This window comes from Paenibacillus sp. FSL P2-0136, assembly GCF_037975325.1.
In the GTDB taxonomy this organism is placed as follows: Bacteria; Bacillota; Bacilli; order Paenibacillales; family Paenibacillaceae; genus Paenibacillus_AQ; species Paenibacillus_AQ silagei.
On sequence record NZ_CP150244.1, the window covers coordinates 7326487 to 7343403 of the forward strand.

Annotated in this window: 17 protein-coding genes; 16 read left to right on the forward strand and 1 reads right to left on the reverse strand. The window is 52.7% G+C overall.

Annotation, left to right across the window (positions count from 1 at the left end):
- Window positions 1-136 precede the first annotated feature (136 nt).
- From NYE26_RS31420 to NYE26_RS31470, 11 genes are all read left to right on the forward strand, one after another.
- The gene (locus tag NYE26_RS31420) at window positions 137-1297 is read left to right on the forward strand and encodes a 3D domain-containing protein (RefSeq protein WP_036723975.1); all 1161 of its coding nucleotides are present in this window, start codon (window positions 137-139) and stop codon (window positions 1295-1297) included.
- Window positions 1298-1458: 161 nt separating this feature from the next.
- The gene (gene rnmV / locus NYE26_RS31425) at window positions 1459-2010 is read left to right on the forward strand and encodes a ribonuclease M5 (protein WP_036723973.1); all 552 of its coding nucleotides are present in this window, start codon (window positions 1459-1461) and stop codon (window positions 2008-2010) included.
- Window positions 2007-2891 (forward strand): 16S rRNA (adenine(1518)-N(6)/adenine(1519)-N(6))-dimethyltransferase RsmA, encoded by an 885-nt coding sequence (rsmA, locus tag NYE26_RS31430; protein WP_339252672.1) that lies wholly within the window; start codon window positions 2007-2009, stop codon window positions 2889-2891. The genes rnmV and rsmA overlap by 4 nt, the downstream gene beginning before the upstream one ends.
- A gap of 74 nt (window positions 2892-2965) precedes the next feature.
- A complete protein-coding gene (yabG, locus tag NYE26_RS31435) occupies window positions 2966-3874 on the forward strand; it encodes a sporulation peptidase YabG (RefSeq protein WP_036723969.1) in 909 nt (302 codons plus the stop codon).
- 269 nt (window positions 3875-4143) lie between these two features.
- Entirely contained in the window at window positions 4144-4419 is a 276-nt protein-coding gene (locus NYE26_RS31440; protein ID WP_036696386.1) for a Veg family protein, read from the forward strand.
- A 225-nt stretch (window positions 4420-4644) separates the two neighbouring features.
- Window positions 4645-4824, forward strand: coding sequence for a small, acid-soluble spore protein, alpha/beta type (locus tag NYE26_RS31445; protein WP_036723967.1), 180 nt, complete (start codon window positions 4645-4647; stop codon window positions 4822-4824).
- A gap of 158 nt (window positions 4825-4982) precedes the next feature.
- Window positions 4983-5837 carry a 4-(cytidine 5'-diphospho)-2-C-methyl-D-erythritol kinase gene (gene ispE / locus NYE26_RS31450; RefSeq protein ID WP_036696392.1) on the forward strand — a complete coding sequence of 285 codons (855 nt, stop codon included), beginning with the start codon at window positions 4983-4985 and terminating at the stop codon, window positions 5835-5837.
- Window positions 5838-6002: 165 nt separating this feature from the next.
- Window positions 6003-6830 carry a pur operon repressor gene (gene purR, locus NYE26_RS31455; RefSeq protein ID WP_036723965.1) on the forward strand — a complete coding sequence of 276 codons (828 nt, stop codon included), beginning with the start codon at window positions 6003-6005 and terminating at the stop codon, window positions 6828-6830.
- A 209-nt stretch (window positions 6831-7039) separates the two neighbouring features.
- A complete protein-coding gene (gene spoVG / locus NYE26_RS31460; protein WP_036696395.1) occupies window positions 7040-7327 on the forward strand; it encodes a septation regulator SpoVG in 288 nt (95 codons plus the stop codon).
- A 243-nt stretch (window positions 7328-7570) separates the two neighbouring features.
- The gene (gene glmU, locus NYE26_RS31465) at window positions 7571-8971 is read left to right on the forward strand and encodes a bifunctional UDP-N-acetylglucosamine diphosphorylase/glucosamine-1-phosphate N-acetyltransferase GlmU (protein ID WP_036723963.1); all 1401 of its coding nucleotides are present in this window, start codon (window positions 7571-7573) and stop codon (window positions 8969-8971) included.
- Between the two features lie 108 nt (window positions 8972-9079).
- Window positions 9080-10033 (forward strand): ribose-phosphate diphosphokinase, encoded by a 954-nt coding sequence (locus NYE26_RS31470; RefSeq protein ID WP_019914487.1) that lies wholly within the window; start codon window positions 9080-9082, stop codon window positions 10031-10033.
- A 104-nt stretch (window positions 10034-10137) separates the two neighbouring features.
- Here the strand turns inward: NYE26_RS31470 and NYE26_RS31475 are convergent, their stop codons facing one another.
- Complete coding sequence (locus NYE26_RS31475; RefSeq protein WP_036696494.1) at window positions 10138-10338, reverse strand: hypothetical protein; 201 nt, start codon at window positions 10336-10338, stop codon at window positions 10138-10140.
- Window positions 10339-10429: 91 nt separating this feature from the next.
- Between NYE26_RS31475 and pth the strand changes: the two genes are divergently transcribed.
- The 5 genes from pth to spoVT all read left to right on the forward strand — a co-directional run bounded on the left by pth (window position 10430) and on the right by spoVT (window position 16852).
- On the forward strand, window positions 10430-10990 hold the full coding sequence (gene pth, locus NYE26_RS31480; protein ID WP_076082772.1) for an aminoacyl-tRNA hydrolase: 561 nt from the start codon (window positions 10430-10432) through the stop codon (window positions 10988-10990).
- Between the two features lie 90 nt (window positions 10991-11080).
- Window positions 11081-11311, forward strand: coding sequence for an anti-sigma-F factor Fin family protein (locus NYE26_RS31485; RefSeq protein ID WP_036696405.1), 231 nt, complete (start codon window positions 11081-11083; stop codon window positions 11309-11311).
- A 132-nt stretch (window positions 11312-11443) separates the two neighbouring features.
- Entirely contained in the window at window positions 11444-14968 is a 3525-nt protein-coding gene (gene mfd / locus NYE26_RS31490) for a transcription-repair coupling factor (protein ID WP_339252676.1), read from the forward strand.
- The gene (locus tag NYE26_RS31495) at window positions 14955-16004 is read left to right on the forward strand and encodes a peptidylprolyl isomerase (RefSeq protein WP_339252678.1); all 1050 of its coding nucleotides are present in this window, start codon (window positions 14955-14957) and stop codon (window positions 16002-16004) included. Before mfd ends, NYE26_RS31495 begins: the two co-directional genes overlap by 14 nt.
- A 305-nt stretch (window positions 16005-16309) precedes the next feature.
- Complete coding sequence (spoVT, locus tag NYE26_RS31500) at window positions 16310-16852, forward strand: stage V sporulation protein T (RefSeq protein WP_036696414.1); 543 nt, start codon at window positions 16310-16312, stop codon at window positions 16850-16852.
- The last annotated feature ends 65 nt before the right edge of the window (window positions 16853-16917 follow it).

Here is a 16917-nt window from a genome sequence, read left to right on the forward strand (position 1 = left end):
AGGCGATCCATGAGCAGGAAACGCTGAAGCAAGTGCGGGCGTATCCTGTTGCAAACTCAAACCTAGTTTCGTCAGAAGTGATACAGTCACCTTGATATAACTTGGACGACGGGGCTATGTAAGGAGGATGGAAAGAGTGGGCGTATTCCAACCAGAAGTATCCCATGATTCGCAATCATCCAGCAGGTCTTTCGCATTACGGTTGAAGCAAGTGAATCCCCGCGTAGTTTTACTTGCCGGTGTGGCATCGATTGTTATCGCACTGTTAATACTGCTGTACGTACACGGTCAGAGCAAAAAAGAAATTACCCTAGTAATAGACGGACAGGTACAGACACTGGAGACGCGGGAAACGCTGTTCAGTGATGTGCTGGCTAAGGAACAGATTTCGCTGCAGGCGCATGATGAATTATCTATTGGCCTTAGTGATGAAATAAAAGACGGCGACCGTATCGTGATTAACACTGCGCAGAAGTTCGCTCTTACCGTTGACGGAAAGACCGAGACGTTATTTACGACCGAGGATACCATTGGTCAGGCCATCGACAAGCTGGGCTACAGCCTGGAAGGCTTAGACAAGATTTACCCTTCGCTAGAAACCGCAGTATCTGCAGACATGGAAATCAAAATTGTCCGGATTAACAAGCATGTGGTTCAACGGACAACTAATTTGCCTTTCCGGGTCATTAAGACAGCAGACCCCTCATTGACCAAGGGAACCGTAAGAGTGGCACAGGCAGGTAAGCCTGGCGTAATGATCCAGCACATCGAGAAGATCTATCAAGATGGCGAGCTGGCATCCATGCGCATGATCGGCAAGGAAGTACAGACGGTTACCAAGGACAAAGTCATTGCCATTGGAACCAAGCCGCTTCCTAAGCCCGTCGTAGTTACTGCCAAGGTCTCCAAACCTGTAACAACCTCCAAGTCATCTAAAGCCAGCGCAAAGGCCAGCAATGTTACCAGTAAGGCTGGTGTGGATTTCGAGTACAAAAGAATGATCAAAAACGTATCCATGACTGCGTATTCGTCGCAGGAACCGGGTATTGGAACACGTACTGCCTCCGGCACACGCGTAACGGAAGGCCGCACTATAGCTGTTGATCCTAGTGTTATACCAATTGGCTGGTGGGTGTACATTGAAGGATTAGGGTTTCGCCGAGCAGAGGATACCGGCGGTGCCATCAAAGGCAACAAGGTGGATGTCTATTACGATTCACTGAGCCATGCCCGTAATTTCGGCCGCAAGTCGCGCACACTCTATGTGATCGGACCTGTGAAGCCGGAGCTGAACTAAACGTAAAGTCTTTTGCAAATTAGCGGTTAATACGATATAGTGAGGGAAGCACTTACGAAATTTTAGAGAGCTGCCGCTCATCACTTATACATTCTTTAGCCAAAAAGAAGGGGAGCGAATCCTCTTCTTTTTGCGTTCTGGAGTAAGGAGTTAAAATATTTATGATTAAAGAGCTAATTGTAGTTGAAGGGAAAAGTGATACCGTTGCCGTTAAGCGGGCGGTTGAGGCCGATACGATTGAAACCGGGGGTTCGGCAGTGGATAACAGGGTCATTGCCAAGATCAAGCTGGCCATGGAGCGCCGGGGTGTAATCATTCTTACCGACCCGGATCATGCCGGAGAGCGAATCCGCAAAATCGTCGCGGCCAAGGTGCCGGGCTGCAAGCATGCCTTCATCCCGGAGAAGGATGCAACCCGCAAAGGAGATATCGGAATAGAGAATGCTTCGCCTGAGGCTATCCGCCATGCGCTGGAGCATGTACATACCTCTTTCGAGGGGGCGCCGCCCATCATTGGGCTGGATGAGCTTATGGCCGCAGGGCTGATGGTACATCCCCGGGCGGCTGAGCGCAGAATGCAGCTTGGCAATCTGCTCGGTATCGGTTATTGCAATGGCAAGCAGCTGTACAAACGTCTGGCGATGTTCGGCATTACCCGCGAAGAATTCGCGCAGGCCCTCGCCCAAATTGATCAGGGAGGCATTACTTCATGAGCGGTATCGAGAATATCTCGTCCCCAACAAGAACCAAAGCGATAATTCAGCGTTACGGATTCTCCTTCAAAAAAAGCCTGGGCCAGAACTTTCTGATCGATCAGAATATTCTGGACAAAATCGTGGATGCCGCCGGTCTGGACAGCACATCCGGTGCGCTTGAGATTGGGCCGGGGATCGGAGCACTGACGGAACGGCTGGCGTTGACGGCCGGGGCCGTCACTGCGGTAGAGATTGACCGCAGGCTGATCCCGATTCTTAGGGATGTCCTGTCGCCTTATCCCCATGTAAAGATCCGTAATGACGATGTGCTGAAGGTGAATCTGCAGGAGCTGTTCGCTGAGGATTTCAAGGGCACGGACCGGGTTAGTGTCGTAGCTAACCTGCCGTATTATGTGACTACACCCATCCTCATGAAGCTGCTGGAGGAGAAGCTGCCGCTGGATAATATCGTGGTCATGATCCAGAAGGAGGTTGCCGAGCGTATGGCGGCGTCTCCGGGCGGCAAGGAGTATGGCAGCCTGAGTATTGCCGTCCAGTATTACAGCGAGCCTGAGCTGGTCTGTATGGTGCCGCGTACGGTGTTCATCCCGCAGCCTAACGTGGAATCGGCTGTGATCCGGCTGAAGGTCAGAGAACGTCCTCCGGTGGAGGTAGCCGACGAGAAGCATTTCTTTGGTGTGGTTCAGGCGTCCTTTACCCAGCGGCGCAAGACGATTGCCAATAATCTTAAGGCCCGCTTCTTCCCGGAAGAAGGGCGGGAGCGCCTGGAGGCGCTGCTATCCGAAGCCGGCATTGAACCCTCGCGGCGCGGAGAGACGCTTAGCATTGAAGAGTATGCGCGGCTCAGTGCGGTTCTTCTGGCTGCAGGCATCGCATAGAATACAGAAAACCCTCCTGGCGGATGAACCAACCGGGGTCTTTGCCCATAACATGGGGTAGAGGTGGTGTTGTAATGAATCTAGGAGACTTGGTCATTCGTAAATCCTATGGCGGCGATGTGACCTTCCGGGTAGACAATATATTGCAGAATAGAGCAGTCATTAAAGGCACGGAGTTCCGTCTGCTGGCGGATTCCCCGCTGGAGGATCTGGTTCAGGTGCCTCCTACACGGGTTACCGAGCGGGGAGCGCGTGCACAGATCAAGGCAACAGAATCTCTAACCTGGTTGCGTAAAGACCGGCAGGTGCAGAGCCAGCGAAGCGGAGAGAGCGTGTCGGGGTCCACGGGAACCTGGGGCCCATCTCCGAAGGAAGCGGCTTATTTTGAAGTGCCGGGTAAGGTCCTGCATTTGGATGGTGATGCACTCTATCTGAAGAAGAGCCTGAGCCTCTACGAGCAGCTGCGCATACCGGCCGAGGGACATCATGTCAACGAATCCAAAATGGCGGAGACGCTGTACCGTCTGCTGCCCCGTGTGCGTCCCGATATCGTAGTGATTACCGGCCATGATGGAGTACTTAAGCAACAGCAGAATTATGATCTGTACAGTCTGAGCAGCTATAAGAATTCACAGAATTTTGTGGCAGCCATCCGGGTGGCCCGTGAATATGAGCGGAATTTCGATGCTTTGACGATCGTAGCCGGAGCCTGCCAGTCGCACTTCGAGGCTCTCCTGGGCAATGGCGCCAATTTCGCCAGCTCCCCGGGCAGAATACTCATTCATGCCCTGGACCCGGTGTATATCGCGGCCAAGGCTTCTTTTACCTCTATCCGGGATACGGTGAACTTAAGCGATGTACTGAGCCATACGATCAGCGGCAATCAGGGGATGGGCGGAATAGAGACGCGGGGCAGCTTCCGGATCGGAATGCCTCAGCTGCAGAACCTGGCTACGCTGAAGGTAGCTCCTTCGGTGCTATAACCGGGTAAGTGATAACTGAACAGGCGGAAGGAATAGGGTAAGCATTCGTGCTTATCCTATTTTGCTGCCACGGAAGCCGCTTATGACACAAGATGGGTCAGGGAGCAGCCAGTCATCATTACTGATAACAAGGTGCTTAAGTCAGGAATTTCCCCGTCTAAAAAAATTCCGTTGACAACTTTTTTCTCATCATCTATAATTATTTATTTAATTTGACAAGTGGTTATGGAAGTTGTATAATGGACAAGGAAAGAGGTGGTCGTCAGGTAATGGCTAATAACGCGCTGTTAGAAATTAAACGCAGTCTTGAAGCTCACGTCGGTCATAAGATCACGTTGCGGGCTAACGGTGGCCGTCGGAAGACCGTTGAACGCACCGGTGTCCTGGAAGAAACGTACCCTTCTGTATTTATTGTCAAACTCGATCAGGAGCAGCAGACCTTCAAGCGTGTCTCCTATAGCTATGCCGATATACTTACTGAATCTGTGGAAATCACAGTTACCGAAGACGATGGGCAGATGCGGATTATGTATATCAAAGCTTAGCGTCATGACAGTCTCCCTGCGGGGGGGCTGTTTTTTGATAGAATTTTTATGTTTTGGGGTCCCCGCAAAGTACCTGAGTCATCACCTACGCTAAAGCCCCACTTTGTAGGGTTATTTTGCATGTAGGGGTCTTCCTGAATTATGCTGCATGACACTGGCCTCCCGGCTGCATACTACATAGGCAGTACGTTCATCATAGAGCAGCATACAAGGGAGGAATTCGTAATGAGCCGCAGAAGACGAAGCATGATGTCGGAGGAATTGAAGACGGAGCTGGCCAAGGAGCTTGGGTTCTACGAAACGGTTGAGCAGGAGGGCTGGGGCGGAATCCGGGCAGTCGATGCCGGGAATATGGTGAAACGGGCGATTCAGCTGGCAGAGCAGGCTGCTGCGCGGAAATTGTAAGCGGCTATAGCGGTGTCATGCCGCACCGGGTATCGCCTGCGGGCGGTACCTTTTCTGCTTCCTAGAACCGGATGTATATTTAATGGACTTCACTGTCAGTTTCTCATATAATATGTTAAGTTGTTTTGTACGGGAAAAGCTGAGGGTGGGTGAACGCCTTGAAAATGTATGAGAAGGCACCGGCAAAAATTAATCTGATGCTGGATGTGCTGCATAAGCGGGCTGACGGATTTCATGAAGTGGAAATGATAATGACAATGGTCGATCTGGCGGACCGTCTGGAGCTGTCGGAGCTGAAGCGGGATTCGATTATTATCTCAAGCCAGGCCGGATATATTCCACTGGATGAGAAGAATCTGGCCTTCCAGGCGGCAAGGCTGATCAAGGACCGGTATAACGTCAGAAGCGGAGTACATATCCATCTGGACAAAAGAATTCCGGTCGCTGCCGGCCTCGCCGGCGGCAGCAGCGATGCCGCGGCTACGCTGCGCGGCCTGAACCGGCTCTGGCGCCTGGGCATCCCGGTGCAGGAGCTGCAGGAGCTGGGCGCTGAGCTGGGCTCAGACGTCCCGTTCTGCGTCACAGGAGGCACTGCCCTGGCTACGGGCAGGGGCGAACGGCTGACCCCAATCGCGAATCCTCCGCAAATGTGGGTCATCCTGGCGAAGCCGCCGATCAATGTATCGACGGCTGAGGTATACGGACGCGTGCGCGCCGGCAACATAGCGGTGCATCCGTCCGCGCTCCGCATGCAGCAGGCTCTGGAGGCCGGTGACTTCTCAGCCGTCTGTGAGGGCCTTGGCAACGTGCTGGAGGATGTGACTCTGAAGCTGCACCCTGAGGTGCAGCAGCTCAAGGAAGCGATGCTGAAGCTGGGGGCGGACGGCGTGCTGATGTCGGGGAGCGGTCCAACCGTATTTGGCCTTGTCTCCAAGCACTCCAAGGTGGCGAGAATCTATAACGGGCTGCGCGGATTCTGCAAGGAAGTCTATGCAGTGCGTTCGCTGAGCTAAGCGGAGCGGGACCATCCTCTGATAACGGAGGCAAAGCGGTTTCCGCTTGTGCAAATCCGTACAATAATGATATTATTCATAGTAATATTCGGTTTTGTATAAAGTGAATTTAAGAATCAAGCATGAATTATTCTTAAATTCAGCTTATAAGGCGAGGAGCATTCCGTGAAAAAACTTAAACGAAGCCAACGGTTAGTTGACATGACCCAATTTTTACTGGAGAAGCCGCATGATCTGCTGCCTCTGTCCACTTTTGCAGAGCGGTACGGTGCGGCGAAGTCATCGGTCAGCGAGGACCTGGCTATTATAAAAGAGGTATTTGAAGGCGAAGGAATGGGCGAGCTGCAGACACTGGCCGGGGCAGCGGGCGGAGTGCGTTATATTCCGCGCATGCCTATGGATATGGCGCTTGCCTTCGTGAACCGTCTGTGCGGGCAGCTTGAGCAGAGCGACCGGATACTGCCCGGCGGTTATCTGTATATGTCGGATCTGCTCGGCCTCCCGTCCCTGATGGAGCAGGCCGGCAAGATCATTGCCACCGCCTTCTACGGCGTGGAGATTGATGTCGTCATGACGGTGGAGACCAAGGGGATTCCGCTGGCGTACGCAACGGCTGCGCAGCTGGGGCTGCCGGTCGTGCTGGTCCGCCGTGACCATCAGGTAACGGAGGGCTCGGCTGTAAGCATCAACTATGTATCGGGCTCCCATAAGAGCATCCATACGATGTCCCTGTCCAGACGGGCACTGCGCGAGAAATCCCGGGTGCTGATTGTCGATGACTTCATGAAGGCTGGCGGCACCGTACGCGGAATGGTCGATCTGTTGGGTGAGTTCAATGCAGAGGTCGCAGGTGTGGGCGTACTCGTAGAGTCCGGCGATGTGGAGAATGAAGAACGCCTGCTGCATGACTACGTGTCGCTGGTGAAGCTGACAGAGGTGGACTCCAAGGTGCGGCGTATTTCGGCGTTTCCGGGCAACTATTTCTCCTCCTGAACGAGGGATACTGCCGGTTCTGAAAAGACGGGCATAATGTCGAAACTATGAGGATTCTTAAGATAACTGCACGAAATCTGTCGAAATCGACGATTCTGCAAAAATAATCTTCTTAATCAGGCATTATTTGGAATGAAAAAGAAGGAATTCGCTTTGCTGTGTGGAATTATACACCAAGTCTCTGATGGAAAAAGGTGGTGAACACACACATGCAAATTACGGATGTCAGACTCCGCCGCGTCAACTCTGAGGGGAGAATGAAAGCAATCGCATCCATTACAATCGATAACGAGTTTGTTGTTCATGACATTCGCGTCATCGACGGGAATAACGGGATGTTTGTTGCAATGCCCAGCAAGCGTACACCTGACGGAGAATTCCGCGATATCGCACACCCGATTTCTTCGGGAACGCGCGAGAAGATTCAATCTGCGGTTCTGGCCGAGTACGAACGTGCCGCTACGGAAGAAGAGGAAGTAATTGAAGAGGGAGCTTAAGCGGTGAACCGCTGACTCTCTGGGAGTTGCTGCCTCCCCAGGGCGGCAATAGGCCATACCGTTTTATATGTTTCGGGGTCCCCGCAGAGTACCTGGGTCAGCCTCGGAGCCAAAGCCCCACATTGTGGGGGGATTTTATTGGGGTTCGAAGAAAAGGGAACCATGCCTGCATGGTTCTCTTTTCTTTTTGCCCGGAATGAGATATATTCAGTAGTGAGTTCAAGAAGTGGGAGGTTGGCATTCTTGAAAAGAATGGCTGTTGTACTTGCTGCAGGCCAAGGCAAGCGCATGAAATCTAAATTATACAAGGTACTGCACCCTGTCTGCGGTAAACCGATGGTAGGGCACGTGCTTGATACAGTGAAGGCGACCGGATGCCAGCATAATGTAGTTGTTGTAGGCCACGGCGCCGAGAAGGTGAAGGCATACTTAGGCGAGAATGCCGAATATGTGCTGCAGGATGTCCAGCTTGGAACCGGCCATGCCGTCAAGCAGGCCAAGGATCTTCTGGGCAGCGAAGAAGGAACCACCATTGTCATCTGCGGAGATACGCCGCTTGTCATGAGCGAGACACTTGAAGGCATGATGGCGTTGCATGAAGCGCAGAATGCTGCTGCAACGGTCCTTACTGCTGTTATGGAGCAGCCTGCCGGATATGGACGGATTATCCGCGGCGAAGACGGCGGAGTGCTGAAGATTGTGGAACAGAAGGATTGCACAGAGAGTGAAGCTGCGGTTAACGAGATTAATACAGGGACGTATTGTTTTGATAACGCGAAGCTCTTTGCTGCTCTCGAGAAGGTTACGAATACCAACAACCAGCAGGAATATTATTTGACGGATGTTATCGGCATACTCCGGGCGCAGGGCGATATCGTTCTGGGCTATCAGGCCCATGATGCAGCAGAGTCCATTGGTGTGAATGACCGACTGGCGTTGTCTGAAGCCGAAGGCTATATGCGTCAGCGCATCAACCGGGGGCATATGCTCGGCGGAGTCACTATCATTGATCCGGCTTCAACCTACATCGGAGCAGATGTTGTCATTGGAGCAGATACTGTGCTGTATCCGGGCACGGTACTCAAGGGCAAGACAGTGATCGGCGAAGATTGTGTGATTGGTCCGGCAAGTGAAATTGAAGACTGCGTGATTATGGACGGAGCGGCTGTGAAGCATTCCGTGCTGAATCAGGCTCAGGTCGGCACACGGGCTTCCGTTGGGCCTTTTGCGTATTTACGTCCCGGCACCGTTCTGGGTGAGGGTGTTAAGGTCGGCGACTTCGTAGAGATCAAGAATGCTACAATCGGCGACGGCTCCAAGGTATCTCATTTAAGCTATGTCGGTGATGCTGAGGTCGGTAAGAATGTCAATATCGGCTGCGGCGCGATCACCGTTAATTATGACGGTTATAATAAGTTCAGAACCGAGATTGGCGATGATGCCTTTATCGGCAGCAACGTGAACCTTGTTGCTCCGGTTACAGTGGGCAAGGGCGCATTCATTGTCGCCGGTTCCACTATTACGCGTCCGGTTTCGGAGAACGATCTGGCGATTGCCAGAGCAAGGCAGGAGAATAAGCCGGGTTATGCAGAGAAGATCCGCTCCCGGGCCAAGGCGAAGAAAGACCAGCATAGTCCATCGTAAAGCGTGTAAGCAGAAAGCAGCTGTAGGCTTAGAGCGCCGGACGGACTTCTTGCACATCCGCGCCGGTGCTTTGGCCAGTTAAATTCCGTCACGGAGGGTTTATATTTTATGACTTATTGTGATTCCAAACTCAAGATTTTCACCTGCAACTCCAATCCTAAGCTGGCCAGCCAGATTGCTGATTATATCGGCATTCCGATGGGCGAGTCCCATACGACCAGCTTCAGTGACGGAGAGATTCAGGTTAAGCTGTCGGAGAGTGTCCGGGGCTGTCATGTCTATATCGTACAGTCCACCTGCGGACCGGTGAACGACAATCTGATGGAGCTTCTGGTGATGGTAGATGCGCTTAAGCGTGCCTCCGCGAAGAGCATCAATGTCGTGATTCCTTACTACGGGTATGCCCGTCAAGACCGTAAAGCCCGTTCCCGTGATCCGATTACGGCCAAGCTGGTAGCGAACCTGATTGAGAAGGCGGGTGCACATCGCGTCATTACTATGGACCTTCATGCGATGCAGATTCAAGGCTTCTTCGACATTCCTGTGGATCATCTGCTGGGTGTTCCGATTCTGGCTCAATATTTCCGTTCGAAGCAAATTCAGAACCCGGTGGTCGTCTCTCCTGACCATGGGGGCGTGGTGCGTGCCAGAAAGCTGGCTGACTTCCTTAACGCTCCGCTGGCGATTATCGACAAGCGCCGTCCTGAACCGAACGTCAGTGAGGTTATGAACATTATCGGTAATATTGAAGGCAAAACGGCGATCCTGATCGATGATATCATCGATACGGCAGGAACGATCGTTCTTGGAGCCAATGCCCTGATGGAAGGCGGCGTGAAAGAAGTCTACGCCTGCTGTACGCATCCTGTATTATCCGGTCCGGCGCATGAACGTCTGGAAAACTCTCCGATCAAAGAAATTATCGTGACGGATACCATTCCAATTCGCAGCAGCAACCCGACCTCCAAGCTCAAGGTACTGTCCGTAGCCCCGCTTATGGGCGAAGCTATCATTCGCGTACATGAAGAGCTGTCGATCAGTAAGCTGTTCGAAATCGAATAGGCCGCAGGCAGATCAGCAGAAAAAGGGTTACACCTTTCGTCAAGCGGAAGGTGTAACCCTTATCGGCGTGATGCAGCGGCAGGGACTAAAGGCTCGTATAAGCTTCAATATCCCGGACGGGAGATGAAGGTGAAGAGGCTGCGGTTGTACAGCGTACCCTGCAGCTCTACGAAGCCTTCGTCCACCGCTGTAATCACACCGATGTCTACGTGCGCGTTCCCCCTATAGACTTCAACAGGCACAGCATATTGAATATGGTACTGGAAATGGCGCTGCAGTGTTAAGATATCGCCCTGATGTGGCATGTTCATCACCTGTCTCCGGAGTATAAACTTATTGTACCAAAAACGGAACTCTTCTGCTGAGAGTACCGGGCGGAAAGGAAAAACCTTAAATATGAAATGGATTGTTGGACTCGGGAATCCCGGAACGCAATACGCGAAGACCAAGCATAATGTCGGCTTCATGGCTCTCGATGAGCTTGCGTCCAGACACGGAATTGCCTTTAACCAGAATAAATGCAAATCGGTAATCGGTGAAGGGATGATCGGCGGTGTGAAGACGGTGCTGATCAAGCCGATGACCTTCATGAATCTGTCCGGGGAAGCGGTACGGGCTTATATGGATTATTATAAGGTCCAGCTGGAAGATATGATTGTGGTCTATGATGACCTGGATACGGAGCTGGGTAAGATCAGGCTGCGATATCAAGGCAGTGCCGGCGGGCACAATGGCATCAAGTCCATCATTCAGCACACGGGCACCCAGAGCTTCAACCGGGTGCGGATGGGCATATCCCGTCCGGAGCCGGGCTTTGCTATAGTTGACTACGTACTATCTACCTTCGCCAAGAAGGATGGAGCAAGGCTTGAGAGCATGATAAGTGATACTTGCGATGCTGTGGAATTCAGCCTGCAGCATACCTTTGAACAGACCATGGCCAAATTTAACGGATGAAATACAAGGCATAGGGTTCAGGGCCCTGCGGCTAAAGCCCTCCCGGGCGGGGCATACTGAAGGTATATACTACCTTCAGGAGGCATATAGATGGCAATACACTATGTATGCAGGCACTGCCGGACGTTCTTGGGAAGCATTGGCAGAAGCGATATTACAGAGATGCAGCTGGGGCTGCAATCCTTGACCCCTGCGGAGCGCAGAGATATAATAGCGTATGATTCAGAAGGCGAGATTACGGTGAAGGTGACCTGCGATTACTGCAAGCAGGCGCTGGATAACAACCCCGAGCTCAGCCTGCTGGCCAGTCCGCTTCAGTAAGGTGGAAGCGCCTGTCTCTATCGTCATCCGCAAGCCTTGGCCTTATCCGCTGAGGCTTGTTTTCGATTCCAATTATAATAGGTGACAGCGGCATTGCCGCTGTCAGCCTGTTTAGTAAGAGAGGTGCACCTGTTGTTACAAGGTCTTATAGAAGCTTTTTCCAAGGATACTGATTTCCAGTCTGTCACCCGTGGCATCGCAGCAGGGATGAAGGAACAGCTTATCTCCGGTCTGTCCGGCTCGGCCAGACAAATCATGCTGGCTGCCCTGCATGAGGAGACGCAGCGTCCGCTCTTGGTTGTGACCCATAATATGTTCTCAGCCCAGAAGATGGCTGATGATTTGCAGGAAGCGCTTTCCCCGGAGCGGGTGCTGCTCTATCCGGCCAATGAGCTGGTGGCGGCTGAGGCCGCTGTCTCAAGCCCGGAGACGCTGGCTCAGCGGATTGATGTACTGACGCGCTGCGCCCAGGGCTTCCGGGGAATTGTAGTTGTTCCCTACTCCGGCGTTCGGAGGCTGCTCCCCGCTCCGCATGTCATGGCTGAAGCCCAGCTTACGGTTTCGCAGGACGGAACCTTGCCACTGGATGACTTCCTCATGTCCATGATTGAGATGGGCTATGAGCGGGTGGAGCGGGTAGAGAACCGCGGTGAGCTTAGTGTACGCGGCGGTATTATCGACTTCTATCCCATGACCTCTCCACTGGCTTACCGGGTGGAGCTGTTTGATGATGAAGTAGACTCCATCCGTACCTTCGACCCTATGGATCAGCGCTCCATCGATAAGGTCCGCAGTGTGAAGATTACACCGGCCAAGGAGATTATATTCGATCAGCTCCGCCAGGATGCGGCTTCTACCGCTGCGTCTGCAATGCTGGATCGGCAGCTTGAGAAGATGAGTGACCGTCAGGCTAAGCTGCGTCTGCGTGAGGAGATGGGCCGGGAGCTGGAGATGCTGCGGCAGGGTACCTATTTCCCGGAAGTCTATAAATATATCAGTCTGCTCTACCCTGAACGTATTCATCTATATGATTATATGGCCCAGGATACCTTGCTTGTCCTGGATGAGCCGGCCAGACTTCTGGAGACCGCCAAGCAGCTGGAGCGGGATGAGTCGGAATGGAATCTGCACTTGCTGCAGAACGGCAAGACGCTGCCTGAGCTTCAGCTCTCTGTCGACAGCGAGGTTATTATGTACCAGCGTCCGTACCAGAGCCTGTTTATGTCGATATTTCTGCGTCAGGTTCCACATATTCAGCCACAGAATATCTTAGGCTTCATCAGCCGCGGAATGCAGGACTTCCATGGCCAGATGAATGTGCTGAAATCCGAGATGGAGCGTTGGCACAAGTCCGGTGTGAAGGTGATCATGCTGGCGAACGGCGAGGAGCGGATGGAGCGTATCCGCCGGGTACTGGATGACTATGGCATTGAGGAGCCGACGATCCTGCAGGGCAACCTAGGCTCCGGCTTCGAGCTTCCTTCGATTCATCTCGCAGTGATCACTGAGGGTGAGATGTTCTCGCAGAAGCAGCGCAAGGCGCGGAAGGTCTCGAAGGGCATTGATAATGCCGAACGGATTAAGAGCTATACCGAGCTGAAGATCGGGGATTATGTGGTTCACCAGAATCACGGGATCGGTAAATATATGGGCATCGGGACGCTTGAGGTCAGCGGTATTCACCGCGACTATATGCACATCCTTTATGCAGGAGGCGACAAGCTCTCTGTTCCGATTGAACAGATTGACCTGATTCAGAAATATGTCGGCTCGGAAGATAAGGAGCCGAAGGTCTATAAGCTGGGCGGCAATGAATGGACCCGGGTTACTAGCAAGGTACGGAGCTCGGTTCAGGATATCGCCGATGATCTGATCAAGCTGTACGCAGAGCGCCAGAGCGCGCTTGGCTATGGCTTCGAGAAGGATACGCAGGAGCAGCGCGAATTCGAAGAGATGTTCCCTTATGAGGAGACCCGTGACCAGCTGCGGGCGATCGAAGAGATCAAGAAGGATATGGAGCAGAACCGTCCGATGGACCGGCTGCTCTGCGGTGATGTAGGCTATGGCAAGACAGAGGTGGCGATCCGGGCTGCTTTTAAATCTGCTATAGAGGGCAAGCAGGTGGCTGTGCTCGTGCCGACGACGATTCTGGCGCAGCAGCACTACGAGACCTTCCGTGAGCGCTTCGCCAATTATCCGCTGAATATTCAGGTGTTGAGCCGGTTCCGCAGCCGCAAGGAGCAGAATGAAACGATCAAGGGAGTACGCCAGGGGACAGTGGATGTTATTATCGGCACACACCGGCTGCTCTCACAGGATCTGGTCTTCAAGGACCTCGGCCTTCTGATTGTCGATGAAGAGCAGCGTTTCGGCGTGACCCACAAGGAGAAGCTGAAGCGGCTGAAGACCAATGTCGATGTATTGACTCTGACAGCCACACCGATTCCCCGCACGCTGCATATGTCGATGCTCGGGGTGCGCGACTTGTCAGTTATTGAGACACCACCGGAGAACCGCTTTCCCGTACAGACGTATGTGGTGGAGCATAGCCAGACGCTGACCCGGGAAGCAGTGGAGCGCGAGCTGGCCCGTGGCGGGCAGGTCTACTATCTGTACAACCGTGTACAGGGGATTCAGGAAATGGCGGCGCAGATCTCCATGCTGGTGCCGGAGGCAAGAGTGGGTATCGGGCATGGCCAGATGTCGGAATCGGAGCTTGAGAAGACGATTCTCGACTTCCTGGACGGAGAGTATGATGTGCTGGTCAGCACCAGTATTATAGAGACCGGTGTCGATATTCCTAATGTAAATACACTGATTGTTCATGATGCTGACAAAATGGGCCTGTCCCAGCTCTATCAGCTGCGCGGACGCGTCGGCCGTTCCAACCGGATTGCTTATGCCTACTTCACCTACCAGCGCGATAAAGTGCTGACAGAGGTGGCTGAGAAGCGCCTGCAGTCCATCAAGGAATTCACCGAGCTCGGGTCAGGCTTCAAAATTGCTATGCGCGATCTCTCCATCCGGGGAGCAGGCAATCTGCTGGGGGCGGAGCAGCACGGCTTCATTGCCTCGGTCGGCTTCGACCTGTATTCGCAAATGCTGGCGGAGGAAATCCGCAAACGCAAGGTGAGTGTGCTTGGCGAGGAGGATACTTCGCTGAAGCAGGGGAATACGGTCATTGATTTGTCGATTGACGCGTATCTTCCTTCCGAGTATATTTACGACAGTATCCAAAAAATAGAAATCTATAAAAAGGTTGCTGCTGTGGCTTCCTTCGAAGATGCCTCCGAGCTTGAGGATGAGCTGCTGGACCGGTTCGGCGAATTGCCGGAAGCCGTTATTAATCTGCTCTCTGTGGCCCGGTTGAAGGTGTATGGCAAGCTGTACGGCATGGAATCCATGGTCCGGCGCGGGGATGATGCCCTGCTTAATTTCCACGAGGGCAGCCTGGGGGCGTTTGATACGGCAAAGCTCGCCAAAGTTGGTAATAGCTTCGAAAGGCGTGTACAATTTGATAAGGATGCCAAGGCAACGATCCGGATCAAAGCGAAGGATTTAGGTGACAAGGAGCTGCTGGATGTGCTGGAGCAATTCCTCGCGGCAGCCAAACAGTCTTTAAAATCGAAGGGAGAATTACACAATGTCGTTAAATAAAAAATCCTGGAAGGTACTGGTGGTCTCGCTGACCGCAGCCCTGTCCTTCTCCATGCTTGCTGCCTGCAGCAATAAAAGTGATGATACTGCGGTGGCGACGTATAAGGGCGGCACCATTACCCAGAAGGAATTCAATCTGGATACCCGCGTAATGAAATTCCTGTCCCCCGAGCAGGCGCAGTATCTGGAGATTGATATGTTCAAGGAGTCCATCCTGAAGCAGGAGGTCGCGTTCGAATACTTGGCGGACAAGGCCACGGATGAAGCGAAGAAGGCTGCGGAGAAAGAAGTCGATACTCAGATCGGCTCTATCAAGACTGCGCTGGGCGATAAGTACAAGAGCACGCTGAAGGAACAGGATCTGAGCGAGTCGGACCTGCGTTCCTATATGCAGCGCGTACTTACCGTATATCAGGACATGCTGCTGAAATTAACGGACGAGCAGGTCAAGACCCATTATGAAGCCACCAAGGCTGATTATAGTGTGGCTACACTGCGCCATGTTCTGGTTGGCCTGACCGATAGCGCCGGCAAAGAGCGGACGGATGCCGATGCGCTGAAGCGCGCCCAGGAAGTGAAGGCGAAGCTGGATGGCGGTGCGGACTTTGCAGCCGTTGCCAAGGAATACTCGGATGATACCGGCACGAAGGAAACCGGCGGTGAATATAAGGACAAGGCACTGGTAGAATATGTAGCAGAGTTCAAGGCTGCGGCCCACTCTCTTCCGCTGAATACGATTAGTGAGCCGGTCAAGTCTACCTACGGATATCACATTATCAAGGTGGAAGCCCGCAAGGACACCACCTTCGATACGCTGACTGCCGACCAACTGAAGGCTGTGAAGAACTCTGCCGCTTCTGCCAGCCTGGAGACCTTCCTGGAGAAGGAACTGGACAGTCTGGAGATTAAAATCAATCTGCCGAAGAGCTCAGCTGCTGCAGGCAGCGCGGGAGCCACAGCTACACCGGCTCCGGCTGCGGGTAGTGACACGCCAGCCGCTACAGATACACCGGCTGCTACAGAAGCCGCTAAATAAATATAGGCTGGACAAGCCGCCTGATGCGCCATGCATCCGGGCGGTTTTTTTTGCCACAATAGAACAAAATGGGGAAAATACTGCGGCGGTATAGAAATAACTATTTGTGATCATAACTGGAATGATGCCGGGCCGGGGCGTTCTCATTCTCCAAGAACAATTATATGCGGGCTGACGGATGTATAAGGAACTGGGAAGAGATGAATACTATGGTCAGATATTACGATAAATCACCGGGATTAACCATTCCCATAATGGACAGTAGTTGGACCATACTTCTTAAGGAAAGCGGGGCAACATTTGAAATGAAAGCTACTGGTATTGTAAGACGTATTGATGACCTCGGACGAGTTGTTATCCCCAAAGAGATCAGACGCACCTTACGGATTCGTGAGGGCGATCCTCTGGAAATTTTTGTTGACCGCGATGGTGAGGTTATATTGAAAAAATATTCACCGATTGGTGAATTGGGCGATTTCGCCAAGGAATATGCAGAGTCGCTGTATGAAGGAACAGGGCATATTACCATGATTACGGATCGGGACACGTTCATCGCGCTCGCCGGCGGCTCCAAGAAGGATTATCTGGAGAAGCAAGTGGGTGTGCTGCTGGAAAAGGTAATGGAAAGCCGTAAAACGATGCTTGAGAACAATGCAGGCAGCTATGACATCAGCAAGGACCACACGGAGCTGTTATCCACGTATGTGGCAGCGCCTATTATCTCCGGAGGAGATCCCATCGGCTGCGTAGTGCTGCTGAACAAGGATGATTCAGTCAAGATGGCCCAGATGGAAGTGAAAATGGCTGAGACAGCCGCAGCCTTCCTGGGTAAGCAAATGGAGCAGTAATCAGCTGGTGCTGGAGAGTCCCGCTTTTCCTTAGGTTATTATGACCGTAGGGAATGGCGGGTTTT